Raw genomic sequence first — 15,291 nt, forward strand, 5'->3', positions numbered from 1 at the left:
TCCTCAGGCCGGGACGGCCAGCGCCGCGCACAGGTCGGCGATGCGGGTCATCGCGTCCTCCATCACCTCGTCTGGCACGGTCAGCGCGATGCGGACCAGGTTCGCGGCCTCGGCCCCGAAAGAGCTGCCGGGCATGACGGCCACGGATTTCTCCTGCATCAGGCGCCAGGCGAAGGCGTCGCCGTCAAGACCGGTGCCGCCCACATCGACCATGATGAACATGCCGCCGCGGGGCATGTCGGCGCGCAGGCCCGGTACCCGCGACACGGCCCGCTGCACGATGCCCGCGCGGCGCGCGAAGGCGGTGCGCAGCCTGTCGGCGGTATCGACATGGCCCCGCAGCGCAGCCTCGGTCATGTCCGCGATGAACGGCTGGTTGCCGAACAGCATCGTCTCCGAGATGGGCAGAAGCCGGTCGCAGAATTCCTCGGGTCCGATGGCCCAGCCGCTGCGGAAGCCCGTCGCCGCGAAGGTCTTCGAGATCGACGAGACGACCACGACCCGATCCCTCAGGCGCGCGATCTGCAGGGGGGATGCGAATTCGCCCGCGAAGATCAGCTTCTCGTAGACCTCGTCGCAGACGATCCACAGGTCATGGGCGACGGCCAGATCGCCGATGCGTTCCAGCACCTCGATGGGGATGATCGCGCCCGTGGGGTTGTGGGGCGTGTTCAGCAGCAGGACGCGGCTTTCGGGGGTGATCGCGGCGGCCAGGGCGTCGGGCTGCAGGACGAACCCGTCCTCCATCCGCAGGGGCACGGGCTGGACATGGGCACCCGTCGCACGGACGACGCCCTCATAGGTCGCATAGTAGGGATCGCCGATCAGCACCCCCTGCCCGTCCTGCACCAGCGCCTGCATCACGGCATAAAGCGCGGTCTGCGTGCCGGGGAAGCACAGGATGTTTCCGGGCGCGATCTCGGGCATGCGCGGGCGATAGGTGTCGATCAGGGCCTCGATCAGGTTCGCCTCGCCCCGCCCGTTGGAGTAACGGGTGCGGCCCGCGTTCAGCGCGTCGATGCAGGCGCGGATCAGCGCCGGATCGGTGGTGATGTCGGGTTCTCCGATGGTCAGCTCGATCACGGGATCGCCTGCCGCGATCGCGGCGCGGGCGGCATTGTGCAGCGCCCATTTGTCGCCGCCCAGATTGGCAAGCCTGTCGGTGATGTCGGCATAGCGCATGGCATGTGTCCCTTGTGTCATTGTCCCGCCCGGTGGCGGAGAAGCGTGCCTTCCGGCAATCGCAGGATGTCCTCGGCGGCGCGAAGGCCGATGGCGGCCAGCTCGCGCGGATCGTACAGCCCGTGTTCCAGCGACCCTTCCAGCCACAGCCCGTCGATCAGCCCGTTCAGCGCGATGGCCAGCAGCCGGCAATCGGCGGGTGTCGCGGGCAGCTCATGGGCCGCGCGGACCGGCGCGATCATGACCTGCAGCATTTCCAGGAATTCGCGGTATCCGTCGCGGTGGATCGCGGCATAGGCGGCATCCGAGCGGATCATCCCGATGAAGGTCGCCCAGAGCGACAGCTTGAAATCCGACAGGTTCGGGGCCGACAGGTTGGCCTCGACAAAGCCCGCCAGCCGCGCATCGGCATCCGTCCCGCCCAGATCGGCCTGTTCCGCGGCGGTCGAGATCAGCTGCCCGATCAGATGGGCATAGGCCGCGTGCAGCATCTCCTCCTTGGATGCGAAATAGTGCCGGATCAGGCCCGCCGACACGCCCGCCCGTTCCGCGATGCGCCGGGCCGAGGCTGCGTTGATCCCGCAATCCGCGATAACCGCCAGCGTGGCCTCCAGCAGGTCGTTGCGGCGCGCATCCTCGGACAGGCGCTGGAAGCTGCGCCGGGTCATGCCGGGGTGCCTGCCCAATATTCAGGCAGTGCGCAGGCAAAAGGCAGAACCGCCCATTTTTCCATCGAAATGCAGCCTCCGTTCGGGTAACCACTGTCATCGCGGCGTCATTGTTTTACAGTCGTACAACAAGACGGGAAATTCAACCCGCCGACGCCACGAACGCGAAAGGACAGGAATGCAGGACGACCCCGCCATCCAGATCATCGATCTGCACAAGAGCTTCGGTGATGCGCATGTGCTTCGCGGCGTGACGCTGACGGCCCGTCCGGGCGACGTGGTGGCCGTGATCGGCGGGTCGGGTTCGGGCAAGTCCACGATGCTGCGCTGCATCAACCTGCTGGAACAGCCCAGTTCCGGCAGCATCGCCATCCGGGGCGAGGAATACCGCATGCGTCCCGGCGACGGCGGCCTCGTGCCCGCCGATCCGCGGCAGGTCCAGCGCATCCGCGCGCAGCTTGGCATGGTGTTCCAGAACTTCAACCTGTGGCAGCACCGCACCGTGCTGGGCAACGTGACCGAGGTTCCGGTCCATGTCCTTGGCCTGCCCCGCGCACAGGCCGAGGCCCGCGCCCGTGCCGCGCTGGAACGCGTGGGCATGGCCGACAAGGCCGATGCATGGCCCGCGCATCTGTCGGGCGGCCAGCAGCAGCGTGCCGCCATCGCCCGCGTTCTTGCGGTCGATCCGCTGGCCATGCTGCTGGACGAGCCGACCTCGGCGCTGGACCCCGAACTGGTGGGCGAGGTGCTGGCCGTGATCCGCGACCTGGCCGCCGAACGGCGCACGATGATCCTCGTGACCCACGAAATGCGTTTTGCCCGCGACGTCGCCAGCCACGTGGTCTATCTGCGCGACGGCAGGATCGAGGAACAGGGCCCGCCCGAGCAGATCTTCGGCGACCCCCGGTCGCCCCATCTGCGGCAATTCCTCGGGAATGCCGCGTGACACCGCAACAGGAGAGAACATGACACGCATCCTAGCAGCCCTTGCCGTCGCAACCGGCCTTGCCACCCCGGCAATGGCCGAGGTCATGAAGGTCGGCGTCTCGGCCGAACCCTATCCGCCCTTCTACACGCCCGATGCCAGCGGCGAATGGACCGGCTGGGAGGTGGATTTCATGCACGAGATGTGCGCCCGCATCGGCGAGGAATGCGAAGTCACCCCCATCGCGTGGGAAGGCATCATCCCCGCGCTGAACACCGGCAAGATCGACATGATCGTAGGTTCCATGTCGATCACGCCCGCGCGCGCGGAACAGATCAGCTTCTCGGACAAGTATTACGACACGCCGACCGGCCTGATCGTCGCCAAGGGCAGCAAGTACGGCAACAGCCCCGAGGCGCTGGAAGGCGCGATCATCGGCGCGCAGTCCGGCTCGATCCAGCAAGTCTATGCCGAGAAGTATTACGGCGACGTGGCGGGGCAGATCCGCGTCTACCAGACGCTGGACGAGGAACTGCAGGATCTTGCGGCGGGCCGGCTGGATGCCGTGATCGGCGACGCGCTGGCGATGGACCCGTTCATCAACTCGGATCAGGGGCAGGCCTGCTGCGAATACCTGGGCGCGGTGCAGAACGACCCCGATGTGCTGGGCTATGGCGTGGGCGTCGGCCTGCGCAAGGACGATACCGAGCTGCTGGGCCGCATGAACGCCGCCATCGCGGAAATCCGCACCGACGGCACCTATGCCAAGCTGGCCGAACCCTGGTTCAACATCGACATCTACGGCGAGTGACGCCCGACCGGCCGGCCCCGCCATCGGGGCCGGTCGCAACAGACACGACAGAACGGACGCGATCTTGTTTCAGTCCATCGACTTCGGGCTTCTGGCCCTGAACTCTCCGGGTTGGGGGGGCGCGCTGCTTGCGGGCTTCTGGCGCTCGATCCAGCTGGCCGCGGGCGGGTATGCCCTGGGCATCGTCATCGGCATCCTGGGCGCTGTGGCCAAGCTCTATGGCGGGCGGGTGTCCCGCGACCTGGCCGAAATCTATACCATGACCATCCGCGCGGTGCCCGAACTGGTGCTGATGCTGATCTTCTACTATGCGGGCACGGACCTGCTGAACCGGCTGATGGGCCTGTTCGGCGCCGGGGGCATCGACGTGAACGGGCTTGCCGCGGGCATCCTGGTCATCGGCCTCGTGCAGGGGGGATACACCACCGAGGTGATCCGCGCCGCGATCCTTGCCGTGCCGCGCGGCCAGATCGAGGCCGCACATTCCTTCGGCATGTCCCCCATGCGCGTCATGCGCCGCATCACCCTGCCCGCCATGCTGCCCCATGCCATTCCCGGCATGGCGAACCTGTGGATGATCGCCACCAAGGACACCGCGCTTCTGGCGGTGATCGGCTTCAGCGAACTGACGCTGGTGACCAAGCAGGCGGCGGCCGCGACGCGGGAATATTTCCTGTTCTTCATCGCGGCGGGGCTTCTGTACCTGATCCTGACGCTTGGATCGAATGTCGTCCTGCGCCTGTTCGAGCGCCATGCCCGCCGCGGCATGGTCGCCCCGCGCTGAGAAAGGGGGAAACACGATGCCCGACATGGACACGATCACACCCCTTCGCCCCGCGACCGGCGCCCAGCTTCTGGCGGGCCTGCGCGGATTGCTGATGCCCCACCGGCTGATCATGCTGGCGCTGGCCCTGACGGGGCTTGCGGCGATGGTCACGCAGATGGACTGGTCCTGGCTGCCCGCCTATCTGCCGCGGCTGTGGGGCGGGCTTCTGACGACGCTGTGGATGCTTGCGGGCAGCGTGATCTTGGGCTTCGCGCTGGCGCTCCCCTTGGGCGTGGTGCAGGTCATCGGCCCGCGCCCGCTGCGCTGGCTGGCATCGGGCTTCTGCACCGTGGTGCGGGGCACGCCGCTGCTGCTGCAGCTGTGGCTGCTCTATTACGGGCTGGGGTCGCTGTTCGCGGCCTATCCCGTCATCCGCGAGACCTGGGCCTGGCCCTATCTGCGCGAGGCGTGGCCCTATGGGCTGCTGGCGCTGACCATATCCTTCGCCGCCTACGAGGGCGAGGTGATGCGCGGCGCTTTCGCCGGCGTCCCCAACGGAGAGCTGGAGGCCGCCCGCGCCTTCGGCATGTCCCCCCGCAAGGTGTTCTTCCGCGTCTGGCTGCCGCGCGCGGTCCATCGCGCCCTGCCCGTCCTGACCGGAGAGATCATCCTGCAGCTGAAATCGACCCCGCTGATCGCGACGATCGCGGTCGCCGATCTCTATGCGATCGTCACGCGGGTCCGGCAGGCGACGCTGTTGACCTACGAGCCGCTGCTGCTGCTGGCGGGGATCTATCTCTGCCTCAGCGCGATCCTGACGATCGCGCTGAGATGGCTGGAAGGGCGGATGCCCTCGGGGGGCTGAGGCCCCCCTTCCTTCAGTCGCGGAAATCGGGGGCGGTGCGGTCCAGCATGCGAAGATGCGCCGCCCATTCCAGCGCAAGATCGTCATCCTCGCCCATGTTGCCCTGGTACTGCGCGGCGACATGGGCGGCTGTGGCATCGTCCACCATCCGCAGCGGACGGCCCATCGACAGGGTGGCGACCTGGATCTCGCAGGCGCGTTCCAGATAGAACATGTTGTTGAACATCCGCGCCGCGCTGTCGCCGGTGGCTAGCAGCCCGTGATTGCGCAGGATCAGCACCGGCCTGTCGCCCATGCTGGCGACGATGCGGTCGCGTTCCGACAGGTCCAGCGCGATCCCCTCGTAGTCGTGATAGGCCGTGCGCCCGTGGAACTGCAGCGCGATCTGGTTCAGCGGCAGCAGCCCTTCCTCCATCGCCGAGACGGCGACGCCCGCGCGCGAATGGGTGTGCATGATCCAGGCCGCATCGTGATTGGCGCGGTGGATCGCGGAATGGATGGTGAAGCCCGCCGGATTGACCCCGTGGGGGCCGTCATCCAGCTTGTTCCCCTCGACGTCGATCTTGACCAGCGAGGATGCGGTGATCTCCTCCCATGCGAGGCCATAGGGGTTGATCAGGAACGCCCCCTCCTGCCCCGGCACGCGGGCGGTGATATGGGTATAGATCAGGTCGGTGAACCGGTAATGCGCCGCCAGCCGGTAGCAGGCGGCAAGCTCGATCCGGGTCTGCCATTCAGGATCGGTCATCGGTATCTCCTCAGTATCCCTGGCTGCGGTCGATCAGCAGGTCAGGCGTCTGGCCGTCGCGCAGTGCGCGGGCGGTGCGCATGATCTGGTCGGCGACCACCTCGGGGATGGAATCGCTGGCGATATGGGGGGTGATGCGCAGCCGCTCGTCCGCCCAGAAGGGGTGATCGGCGGGCAGAGGCTCGGTCCGGAACACGTCCAGCGTGGCGCCCGACAGATGGCCCGCATCCAGCGCGGCGGTCAGGTCGGCCTCGACCAGGTGCTCGCCCCGCCCGATCTGGATCAGCCGCGCGCCGGGGGCCAGCCGCGACAGCAGCGCGGCGTCCAGGATGTCGCGCGTGGCGTCGGTCAGCGGCAGCACGTTCACCAGCACATCCGCCCCGTCGGCGGCGCGCCCGACCGCATCGTCGCCCGTCAGATAGGTCACCCCCGGCAGCGGCGCATCCGGCGTGCTGCGGCAGGCCACCCGCAGCGTGAAGCCCAAGACGCGCAGCGCCTCGATCACGGCGCGGCCCATCGTGCCGTGGCCCAGAACGGCGATGCGCAGCGCCTCAGGGGCCTGCATGGGATGGGGATGCCAGACGCGCCGCGCCGCATTGGCCGCCATCTGCGGGAAATTGCGGCTGTCATGCAGCACCTCGTGGGCGACGAAGCCCGCCATCAGCGCCGCCTGGTGCGGATCGCGCACGCGCGCGATGCCGACATGGCCGGGCAGCCCCGAATGGTCCAGCAGCGCATCAACGCCTGCGCCGATGGACATGGCCACCTCCAGGTTCGGATAGGCCGCGAAGGCCCCCTGCCCCGGCTGCCAGCACACCGCCAGGCGCACCGCCGCCGGATCCGCCACATCCTCGGGCCGCCGCAGCACGACATCCTCGCCCAGGTAATCGCCATAGAGCGCCTGCAGATCCAGACTGTCGCTCAGATACACGCCCTCGATGCGGTCCATGAAACCCCCTTTCGCCTGCTTGTTGACCGTTTGTATAACAACATCGCCGCGACGCAACCGAAAGCACGGGTCTGTCATCCCCCTGCCCTTTCGATTAGCAGCGGCGCCGGAACCACATCGCCCGAGGAACATGACATGAGCGGGATCACCCTTCTGGACGGCGGCATGAGCCGCGAACTCGAACGGCAGGGCGCCACGCTGCGCCAGCCGGAATGGTCGGCGCTGGCGCTGATGAACGAACCTGCCAAGGTCCGCGACGCGCATGCCGCCTTCATCGCGGCGGGATCGCGGGTCGTGACGGCCAACAGCTATGCCGTCGTGCCCTTCCACCTGGGGCAGTCGGTCTTCGACGAACGCGGTGCCGAACTGGCGGACCGCGCCGGTCGCCTCGCGCGCGAGGCTGCGGATGCCGAACCCGGCGTGCTGGTCGCGGGCGCCCTGCCCCCGGCCTGCGGGTCCTACATCCCCGAGGAATTCGACGCACAGGCCGCCGCGCAGATCCTGTCGGTGTTGGTCGCAGGCATGCAGCCGCATGTCGACCTGTGGCTGGCCGAAACCATGAGCAGCATCGAGGAGGCGACGACCACCGCCGCCGCCGTCGCCGGATCGCCGCATCCGCTCTGGGTGTCCTACACGCTGCGCGACGACGCGGCGGCCATCGCGCAAGGCACGCCGGTCCTGCGGTCGCGCGAAGGCGTGGCCGAGGCGGTCGAGGCCGCGATCGGCGCGGGCGCGTCCGCCATCCTCTTCAACTGCTCCATGCCCGAGGTGATGGAGGGCGCGATCCGCATCGCGAAGACGGTGATCGGCGATCGCGACATCCCCGTCGGCGTCTATGCCAATGCCTTCGAGAGCCAGGACGACGAACGTGCCGCCAACGAGGCCCTGTCGGGCATCCGCGCCGACCTGGACCCGCTGAACTACGGCAACTGGGTCGAGAAGTGGATCGCCGCAGGTGCCACGCTGGTCGGCGGCTGCTGCGGGATCAACGCCCCCCATATCGAGCGGCTGCGCGACCATCTGCTGAAGCGCCACGACCTGATCGACGCGGAACAGGGCGCCTGACAACGAAAAAGGGCGGTAAATCCGCCCTTTTTGTTTATTATCAATGGGTTAAGTGATCTTCCCCGCGGGGAAGATCACTCGATCTGGTCCAGCATCGAGGCCACGGCGGCCTCCAGCCTGCGCCGGTCCACGGTCGAGAAGTCGCGCGGCAGCCGGATCTCCAGCCGCCCATTCGCCGCGACGCATTTCGCCTGTCCCTGGGGTCGGCGCAACTGGAAAGTCGTCTTGGCCTTGCCCGCCGGCTGCTTTTCGCCCGACGGCTTGGCGGCCTTGCCCGCAGGTGCAGGCGCCCCCTGCCCCGCATAGCGGCGCAGCACCTCCAGCTCGTCGGTAATCGACCGCGTGTCCCAGTTCTTCAGCTCGGCCTTGATCGCCGCCCCGGTCCCCGGCACATCCTCGAGCCGCTGCGCCAGCGACAACCCGAGCGCGCGCGGAATCTCCTGCGCATACATCAGCGTCTCGCCCAGCTTCTCGACCAGCGGGATGAAGTTCCGGATATAGCTGCGCTTCTGATAGCCCGCCGACTTAAACAGGATCGCGACCGCCTTTTCGGGATCGTTCTCGGGGGTCAGCGGGTCCATGGCATAGTGCAGCGCCAGCTGCGCCATTTCGGCGAACGAGATGTCCTTGCGGACTAGGTTCTCGTCGACCATGCGCCGATACAGGTCGTCCAGCGCCTCGCCCTTGGCCGAGATGCCCGCCGGAATGCGCCCCCATTTGTCGGCGTCCTTCGTCTCGTCCAGCAGCCGCTTGAACGCCGACAACCTGCGCCAGCCCTGGATCAGCTCGTAGCGCCCCTCGCCCACCGGCTCGACCCGGATAGGGTTCGACAGCCCGATGTCGCGGATCGACGAGACCAGCTCCTCCAGCTCGAAGTCGGCGACCGGGCGGCGGTCGCGGATCAGCTTCTGGGTGTCGATCGCGTCCAGCGGGATCAGGTCGGTGATCAGCCCTGCCCGCTTCAGGCGCACATGTTCCTGCGCAAGCGCGTCGTTCTCGGCCCGGATCTGGGCCTCGACCTTGGCGCGGTCGCGGCTGCTCTCGGCGGTTTCGGCGATGGCTGCGGCCATCGGGCCGCGGCGGCTTTCCTTGTCGTCCTTCCCCGCGGGGAAGGTTTGCGGCTCATCCTCGGTCGGGATGTCGATGTCGAACATCCGGCGCTTGCGGCTCATGCTGCATCCTCCAGCTTGTCCCAGGCGGCCATCACGTGGCCGCGGAATTCCTCGTAGGCCTGATCGAAGGTCGCCCGCGCGCGCCGCCACGTCCCCCGCGTCATCTCGCGATAGTCGATCTCGTAGATCGAGGACAGGAAGCGGCCCGACTGTTCGACCGCGCGGGTCAGTTCGATCGGGTGCTGCGCCATCCGGTCGCCGAAGACCTGCCCGAAGGCGTTCAGCATCGCCTGGTGCAGTTCGTTCGACGGCTCGTAGCGGGTCATGAGGAAGCGGACATCGGTGAACTGCTTGGGCAGCGTGATCTTCCCCGTGGGGAAGGATTCGAAACCGTGCGACAGATCCTCAAGCGCCTCGGACAGCTGGCCGATGAAGCTGGTCGTCGAGTCGTACTCCCAGTAACCTGGCCCCGACGGGATATAGAGCATGTCGGCTGCGAAGACCGCGTTCATCGACTGGTAGCCGATCGCAGGCGGGCAATCGAACAGGATCAGGTCGTAGGCGTCGTCCGGCAGCCCGTCGAGGAAGCGCGACACCGCGCCGAAGAAGGTCCATTCCGGGTTGAGGTGCCGATACTGGGCGCTTGCGAACTCGACGAAGGCGGCGTTGGCGCAGCTGGGAACGATGTCGATCGTCGGCCAAGCCGTCTGCTTGATGAAATCGGCAGGCCGCAACGACCCCAGGCCCATGTCCCGGATCGAGGAGGGCAACTTGCGTTGGGGCAGGGCGGTCCCGCTCTCGGCGCCCTGCGCGGCGGCGTTCATGCGGTCGGTCTCGCGCTCGAGGTCGCGGGCCATGATGCCCCAGACGGTGTGATCCTCGCCCACATCCGACAGGCCCATGCTGTGGGACAGGGTCGCCTGCGGGTCGAAGTCGACCACCAGAACGCGATAGCCGTCCAGCGCCGCGGCATGGGCGAAATGCAGCGCCACCGTCGACTTGCCCGCGCCGCCCTTGAAGTTCGCGATCGCCGCGCGGAAGGCGCGCTTGCCCTCGGGGCGGGGGGGCATCAGGGACTTGCGGTTGATGCGGATGCGACGGCGCAACTCGTTGACCTCGTCGAGGCTGAACCAGCGCTGGCGGCCATCCTCCTCGACTTCCCCGAGGGGAAGGTTCGGATCCGCCGCCAGCTTGCCGCGGAAGGTCGACTGGTTGATCCGAAAGATCAGCTCGGACACCTCCCAGCTGGAGAAGCGGCGCAGCGTCTTCTCGTTCGAGGGACTGAAGGTCTGCCTGCGGATCCAGCCCTGCATCTTGAGCGACTGCGCCTGCAGTCTTGCGAGGTCTTCGTGCGTGTACATGATTTGCCTGTATTCTTAGGACGCAGATTATCGGTGCCTTCGCTTTTACGCCGGATTTGCGTTTTTGGCAAAAGGGAAGTTTAATCTGCGGGCGCTTCTTTCACGGCAGCGCAAACCCCTGCCACGGCTGCACGAATCGGTGCTGCGGCAATGCATCGGGCCATAAAACGGGACAAGGGTCGGGACATCACACCGCAATAGGGGACATGGCAGGTCTTATAGGGGACGCCCAAGGTGACCCCCTATACCATATGATACCTATTCTTGATCCTTGATACGGGATGAATACCGTGCGTTGCATCACGCTCTCTTGACAGAATCACGAAACAGGACGCTAATGCCTGCCATGAGGCGAAAGACGTTTGCGGGACGCCAAGATCCCCGACGTCCAGAGGGCAAGGCCGGGCAAACCGGCAGCAGGAGCGGCGATGCAGGTGATCAGGCCCGTCGGCCGGGAATCGGCGGCGAAGAAATACGACATCCTGTCGGCCCTGACGGCACATGGTCTGTCGCAGGACCAGAACCGACAGCGGCTGGTGATGCGCCTCGTGGCGTTGATCACGACCAGGTACAACTGGCAGCGCAACGAGCTTGCGGTGGGCCAGCGCGAGATCGCGCGGCTCTGGTGCGTCGATGAACGCACGGTCAAGCGCGAGATGGCGAAGCTGCGCGATCTCGGCTGGATCACGGTCAAGCGCCAGGGCGCACGGGGGCGGGTCTCGGTTCTGGGGATCGACCTCGAACGCATCCTTCTGGACACTCGCCCGGCCTGGTCGAATATCGGCGAGGATTACGTCGCCCGCATGTCCGAGCGAACGCAAATCCCCGAACCCACGGCCAATGTCGTTCCGTTCCGCCGCGACGTTCCGGGCCCGCAGGGGCAGGGCGAATGGCCGCGGATCTTCGCGCTTCTGGCGCAGGAGGATCAGGCCCTGGCCGATATCTGGCTGGCCCCTCTGACCGAGATCGGGCGCGACGATGCGGGGCGCCTTGTCGTCTCGGCCCCCTCTCGTTTCCACGCAAGTTATCTGCGCACGCATCTGTCGGTCAGGCTGCAGACCGCCGCGCGGCGGGTCGATCCAAGCCTTGTGGGCGTGGTGATCGAGGTGGGGCAGGGGTGATGTTCAACAATCTTGTCATTCGTTGAACATCACCGTATTCAACAGTTGCAAGGATTGTTGAACATGACGCTGAAACCCCATTCCGCCATCGCTCATGCGGCCTATCACGACCTTTTGCGTTCCCTGCGCGAAGAGGCGGTCGGCGATCTGCGTGGCACGCCCACACGGGTCGAGCGGAACGGGCGCGGCTACTGGTATGACAGCTTTCGCGTGGGCGCCGAGGTCCGCAAGCGCTATCTGGGCGAGGACGATCCCCAGATGACCGCCCGGATGCAGGCCGCCCGCGAGGCGCGCGAACCGGCCGAGGCACGGCGTCGTGCGCGGGCGCGGCTGGTCAGGCTGCTGCGGGCCGAGGGGTTCCTGGGCCTCGATCCCACGACCGGCAGCCTGATGGCCGCGTTGGCCGGGGCAGGGGTGTTCCGGCTGGGCGGCACGGTCGTCGGCACCCACGCCTTCCGCCTGTACGAGGGCGAATTGAACCTGGCCCTGTCGCTGGAACAGACCGCGCAGACCGACGATATCGACATCGCCAGCTTCGAACGCCTGTCCCTTGCGCTGGAGGATGCGGCAGCACCCCCCGTGCAGGAGGTGCTGCGCGATTTCGACTTCGCCCCCGTTCCCAGCCTGGAGCCGGGGCGCACATGGCGCTGGCGGCAGACGCAGGGGCAGGCCTTGGTCGAGTTCCTGACCCCCGCCTTCGGCGAGGAGGGGCTGCGCGATCTGCCCGCCCTGGGCGTGCAGGCGCAGGCACTGCGGCACCTGAACTGGCTGATCGCGGAACCGATCCCGGCGGCGATCCCCTATCGCAGCGGCGTGCTGGTGCAGATCCCGCGCCCCGAGCGTTTCGCCATCCACAAGCTGATCGTCTCGGAACGGCGCCAGGGGCAGGCGCGACTGAAGGCCGCCAAGGACCGCGCGCAGGCCGAATGGCTGATCGAGGCGCTGGCCCGCGACCGCCCCGACGACCTGCTGGATGCGCTGGAGGATGCGCGAGAGCAGGGCCCGCGCTGGCGCGAACGCATCGCGGCCAGCCTGGAACGGATGCCGGAAACGGCGGCGGTGCTGGGCGCGCTCTAGGCGACGGTCACCTCGGTGCCCCAATCGGCGCAGGCCTGCGCCAGCGGGCGGGGCAGGGGCCTGTCGGTGAAGAAGCGGTCGAGCTCGGACAGGGACGCGATGCGGGCGGGCGCGCTGCGCGACAGCTTGGAATGGTCGGCCACCAGGAAGGTGCGGCGCGACTGGCGCAGGACGGTCTGGCTGACGCCCACCTCCTGGATGTCGAAATCCAGCATGTCGCCATCGGGGTCCAGCGCCGAGCAGCCGATCACGGCTAGGTCGAACTTGAACTTGCGGATGGTGTCCGCGGCCAGGTTGCCCACCAGTCCGCCATCGGCGCGGCGCAGGCTGCCGCCCGTCACGATCACCTCGCAATCGGGGTTCTGGGCCAGAATGTTCGCGACGTTGATGTTGTTCGTGACGACCAGCAGGTTGCGATGGCCCAGCAGCTCGCGGGCGACGGCCTCGGTGCTGGTCCCGATATTGAGGAACAGCGAGATGTTCTCGGGGACCTCGGCGGCGCAGGCGCGCGCGATGGCGGTCTTGGCATCCTCGTGCAGCGAGCGGCGTTCCTCGTAGCCGATATTGGCCACCCCCGAGGGCAGGATCGCGCCGCCATGCACCCGTTCCAGCCGCCCGGCCTCGGCCATGTCGGTCAGGTCGCGACGGATCGTCTGCAGCGTGACGCCGAAATGCTGGGCCAGCCCCTCGACGGTGACCTTGCCGTCGCGGCGGGCGATCTCGAGGATCTCGGGCTGGCGGAAGGATTGCGACATGTTGCGTCCCCGTGGCTGCTCCGAATCTGTCGCACGCGATTCGTCGCAAGGCAAGATGTTCGCTTTCGCGCGGTTTTCGGCAGGGCAGGGTGGATCGGCATGCGCGAACCTGCGCGAAACGCGTCAGACGGGCTGACCCAGCCAGCCTACGGCGCTGGAATCGTGACGTTTCTGCAAAGCGAACATGAAGGAAAATAAAACCGTTTCCTTTTTGCGCGAAATCCGCCAGTGTTGGCACAATACTTCAAGACGAGGTGGCACATGTCCACGCCCAGCACGGCACCCGACGACCTGTTCATCATCGGCGGCGGCATCAACGGATGCGGCATCGCGCGCGACGCGGTGGGCCGTGGCCTGAGCGTGACCCTGGCCGAGATGGGCGACCTGGCGCAGGCGACGTCCTCGGCATCGACCAAGCTGTTCCACGGGGGGCTGCGGTACCTCGAATATTTCGAGTTCCGCCTGGTCCGCGAAGCCCTGATCGAGCGCGAGACCCTGCTGCGCGCCATGCCCCATATCAGCTGGCCCATGCGCTTCGTGCTGCCCTTCCATCCCGACATGCGCTTCGAGAACGACACGCCCACCTCGAAGCTGATGGGGATGGTCATGCCCTGGATGAAGGGGCGGCGCCCGTCCTGGCTGATCCGGCTGGGCCTGTTCATGTACGACAACCTTGGCGGCCGGAAGATCCTGCCCGGAACGCGGACCCTGTCGCTGGACGGGACGCCCGAAGGCGCGCCGCTGCAGGACCGCTTCCACCACGCCTATGAATACAGCGACTGCTGGATCGAGGATGCGCGGCTGGTCGTCCTGAACGCCCGCGACGCCGAGGCCCGCGGCGCGCGCATCATGACCCGCACCCGCGTCACCGGCGCCGAACAGCGCGACGGGCTGTGGCACGTCACCGTCGAGGATGCGGACGGCACGACCCGCACCCATGTCGCGAAGATGCTGGTCAATGCGGGCGGCCCCTGGGTCGGCGACATCATCCAGGGCAAGCTGCGTCTGAACTCGACCGAAGGCGTGCGGCTGGTGCGCGGCTCGCATATCGTGACGAAGCGTCTTTTCGATCACGACAAGTGCTATTTCTTCCAGGGGACCGACGGGCGGATCATCTTCGCCATCCCGTACGAGACCGATTTCACCCTGATCGGCACGACCGACAAGGAACATACGGATGCGGGGCAGAAGCCCGAATGCACGCCCGAGGAACGCGACTATCTTCTGAACTTCGCGAACCAGTATTTCCGCCAGGAACTGACGACCGATGACGTGGTCTGGAGCTATAGCGGCGTACGCCCCCTCTATGACGACGGCGCCAAGAGCGCGACTGCGGCCACGCGCGATTACGTGCTGACCGTGGATCAGAGCGCGGGCGCGCCGGTGCTGAACGTCTTCGGCGGCAAGATCACCACCTATCGCCGGCTGGCGGAATCCGCGCTGGAGAAGATCGGCCAGCATCTGAGCCTGTCCAAGGGCGAATGGACCGCGGGCGTCCCGCTGCCCGGCGGCGATTTTCCGGTGGACGGGGTCGAGACGCTGATCGCGGACCTGCGCGCGGCCCATCCCTTCCTGTCGGACCGGTGGGCCCGCCGTCTGGTCCGCGCATACGGCACCGAGGCCGCTGCGGTCACGGGATCGGCCAAGGACGCCGCGGACATGGGCATCGCCTTCGGTGCGGACTTGACCGAGGCCGAGGTGATCTGGCTGATGGATCATGAATACGCCGCCCGCGCCGAGGACGTGGTCTGGCGTCGCAGCAAGCTGGGCCTGCGCATGGAGGATGCGCAGATCGCGGCCCTGGACGAATGGATGCTGGCCCGTGCGGGCCGAATGGGGGGTGCGGCCTAGGTCTCACACCCGTCCCTGGGGAGGGGGATGGACAA

The 15,291-nt window shown here is 67.1% G+C and carries 15 protein-coding genes; 8 read left to right on the forward strand and 7 right to left on the reverse strand.

Features of this window, described 5'->3' with window-relative positions; all coding sequences use genetic code 11:
• Positions 1–3: 3 nt before the first annotated feature.
• Together F804_RS0102640 and F804_RS0102645 are read right to left on the reverse strand one after the other, a co-directional pair.
• Positions 4–1,182: a pyridoxal phosphate-dependent aminotransferase gene (locus F804_RS0102640; protein WP_022706196.1), complete on the reverse strand. Its 1,179-nt coding sequence runs from the start codon at positions 1,180–1,182 to the stop codon at positions 4–6.
• A gap of 17 nt (positions 1,183–1,199) precedes the next feature.
• Positions 1,200–1,850, reverse strand: a complete 651-nt coding sequence (locus F804_RS0102645) for a TetR family transcriptional regulator C-terminal domain-containing protein (RefSeq protein ID WP_022706197.1) — start codon at positions 1,848–1,850, stop codon at positions 1,200–1,202.
• A 178-nt stretch (positions 1,851–2,028) separates the two neighbouring features.
• On the opposite strand from F804_RS0102645, the gene F804_RS0102650 reads away from it, so the two are divergent.
• The 4 genes from F804_RS0102650 to F804_RS0102665 all read left to right on the forward strand — a co-directional run bounded on the left by F804_RS0102650 (position 2,029) and on the right by F804_RS0102665 (position 5,217).
• Positions 2,029–2,796, forward strand: a complete 768-nt coding sequence (locus F804_RS0102650) for an ABC transporter ATP-binding protein (protein WP_022706198.1) — start codon at positions 2,029–2,031, stop codon at positions 2,794–2,796.
• A gap of 19 nt (positions 2,797–2,815) precedes the next feature.
• Positions 2,816–3,586, forward strand: a complete 771-nt coding sequence (locus F804_RS0102655; protein WP_022706199.1) for a transporter substrate-binding domain-containing protein — start codon at positions 2,816–2,818, stop codon at positions 3,584–3,586.
• 64 nt (positions 3,587–3,650) lie between these two features.
• Entirely contained in the window at positions 3,651–4,370 is a 720-nt protein-coding gene (locus F804_RS0102660) for an ABC transporter permease (protein WP_022706200.1), read from the forward strand.
• Positions 4,371–4,395: 25 nt separating this feature from the next.
• The gene (locus tag F804_RS0102665; protein ID WP_342662140.1) at positions 4,396–5,217 is read left to right on the forward strand and encodes an ABC transporter permease; all 822 of its coding nucleotides are present in this window, start codon (positions 4,396–4,398) and stop codon (positions 5,215–5,217) included.
• 13 nt (positions 5,218–5,230) lie between these two features.
• Here the strand turns inward: F804_RS0102665 and F804_RS0102670 are convergent, their stop codons facing one another.
• Both F804_RS0102670 and F804_RS0102675 read right to left on the reverse strand, forming a co-directional pair.
• On the reverse strand, positions 5,231–5,965 hold the full coding sequence (locus tag F804_RS0102670) for a class II aldolase/adducin family protein (protein WP_022706202.1): 735 nt from the start codon (positions 5,963–5,965) through the stop codon (positions 5,231–5,233).
• Positions 5,966–5,975: 10 nt separating this feature from the next.
• Positions 5,976–6,914: a 2-hydroxyacid dehydrogenase gene (locus tag F804_RS0102675; RefSeq protein WP_022706203.1), complete on the reverse strand. Its 939-nt coding sequence runs from the start codon at positions 6,912–6,914 to the stop codon at positions 5,976–5,978.
• Between the two features lie 135 nt (positions 6,915–7,049).
• Here F804_RS0102675 and F804_RS15435 point away from each other — a divergent pair, with 135 nt between their 5' ends.
• Complete coding sequence (locus F804_RS15435; protein WP_022706204.1) at positions 7,050–7,979, forward strand: homocysteine S-methyltransferase family protein; 930 nt, start codon at positions 7,050–7,052, stop codon at positions 7,977–7,979.
• A gap of 74 nt (positions 7,980–8,053) precedes the next feature.
• Here the strand turns inward: F804_RS15435 and F804_RS0102685 are convergent, their stop codons facing one another.
• Together F804_RS0102685 and F804_RS0102690 are read right to left on the reverse strand one after the other, a co-directional pair.
• Positions 8,054–9,151, reverse strand: coding sequence for a ParB/RepB/Spo0J family partition protein (locus F804_RS0102685; protein WP_022706205.1), 1,098 nt, complete (start codon positions 9,149–9,151; stop codon positions 8,054–8,056).
• Positions 9,148–10,452, reverse strand: coding sequence for an AAA family ATPase (locus F804_RS0102690; RefSeq protein ID WP_022706206.1), 1,305 nt, complete (start codon positions 10,450–10,452; stop codon positions 9,148–9,150). The genes F804_RS0102685 and F804_RS0102690 overlap by 4 nt, the downstream gene beginning before the upstream one ends.
• 428 nt (positions 10,453–10,880) lie before the next feature.
• Here F804_RS0102690 and F804_RS0102695 point away from each other — a divergent pair, with 428 nt between their 5' ends.
• Both F804_RS0102695 and F804_RS0102700 read left to right on the forward strand, forming a co-directional pair.
• Positions 10,881–11,573 (forward strand): hypothetical protein, encoded by a 693-nt coding sequence (locus F804_RS0102695; RefSeq protein WP_022706207.1) that lies wholly within the window; start codon positions 10,881–10,883, stop codon positions 11,571–11,573.
• Positions 11,574–11,636: 63 nt separating this feature from the next.
• Positions 11,637–12,650: a nucleotidyltransferase family protein gene (locus F804_RS0102700; RefSeq protein ID WP_022706208.1), complete on the forward strand. Its 1,014-nt coding sequence runs from the start codon at positions 11,637–11,639 to the stop codon at positions 12,648–12,650.
• Here F804_RS0102700 and F804_RS0102705 read toward each other — a convergent pair.
• The gene (locus tag F804_RS0102705) at positions 12,647–13,405 is read right to left on the reverse strand and encodes a DeoR/GlpR family DNA-binding transcription regulator (RefSeq protein WP_022706209.1); all 759 of its coding nucleotides are present in this window, start codon (positions 13,403–13,405) and stop codon (positions 12,647–12,649) included. The genes F804_RS0102700 and F804_RS0102705 overlap by 4 nt on opposite strands.
• A 261-nt stretch (positions 13,406–13,666) precedes the next feature.
• Between F804_RS0102705 and glpD the strand changes: the two genes are divergently transcribed.
• Positions 13,667–15,256, forward strand: coding sequence for a glycerol-3-phosphate dehydrogenase (gene glpD / locus F804_RS0102710; protein ID WP_022706211.1), 1,590 nt, complete (start codon positions 13,667–13,669; stop codon positions 15,254–15,256).
• Positions 15,257–15,291 lie beyond the last annotated feature (35 nt).

The sequence above is a fragment of the Paracoccus zeaxanthinifaciens ATCC 21588 genome, from assembly GCF_000420145.1.
In the GTDB taxonomy this organism is placed as follows: Bacteria; Pseudomonadota; Alphaproteobacteria; order Rhodobacterales; family Rhodobacteraceae; genus Paracoccus; species Paracoccus zeaxanthinifaciens.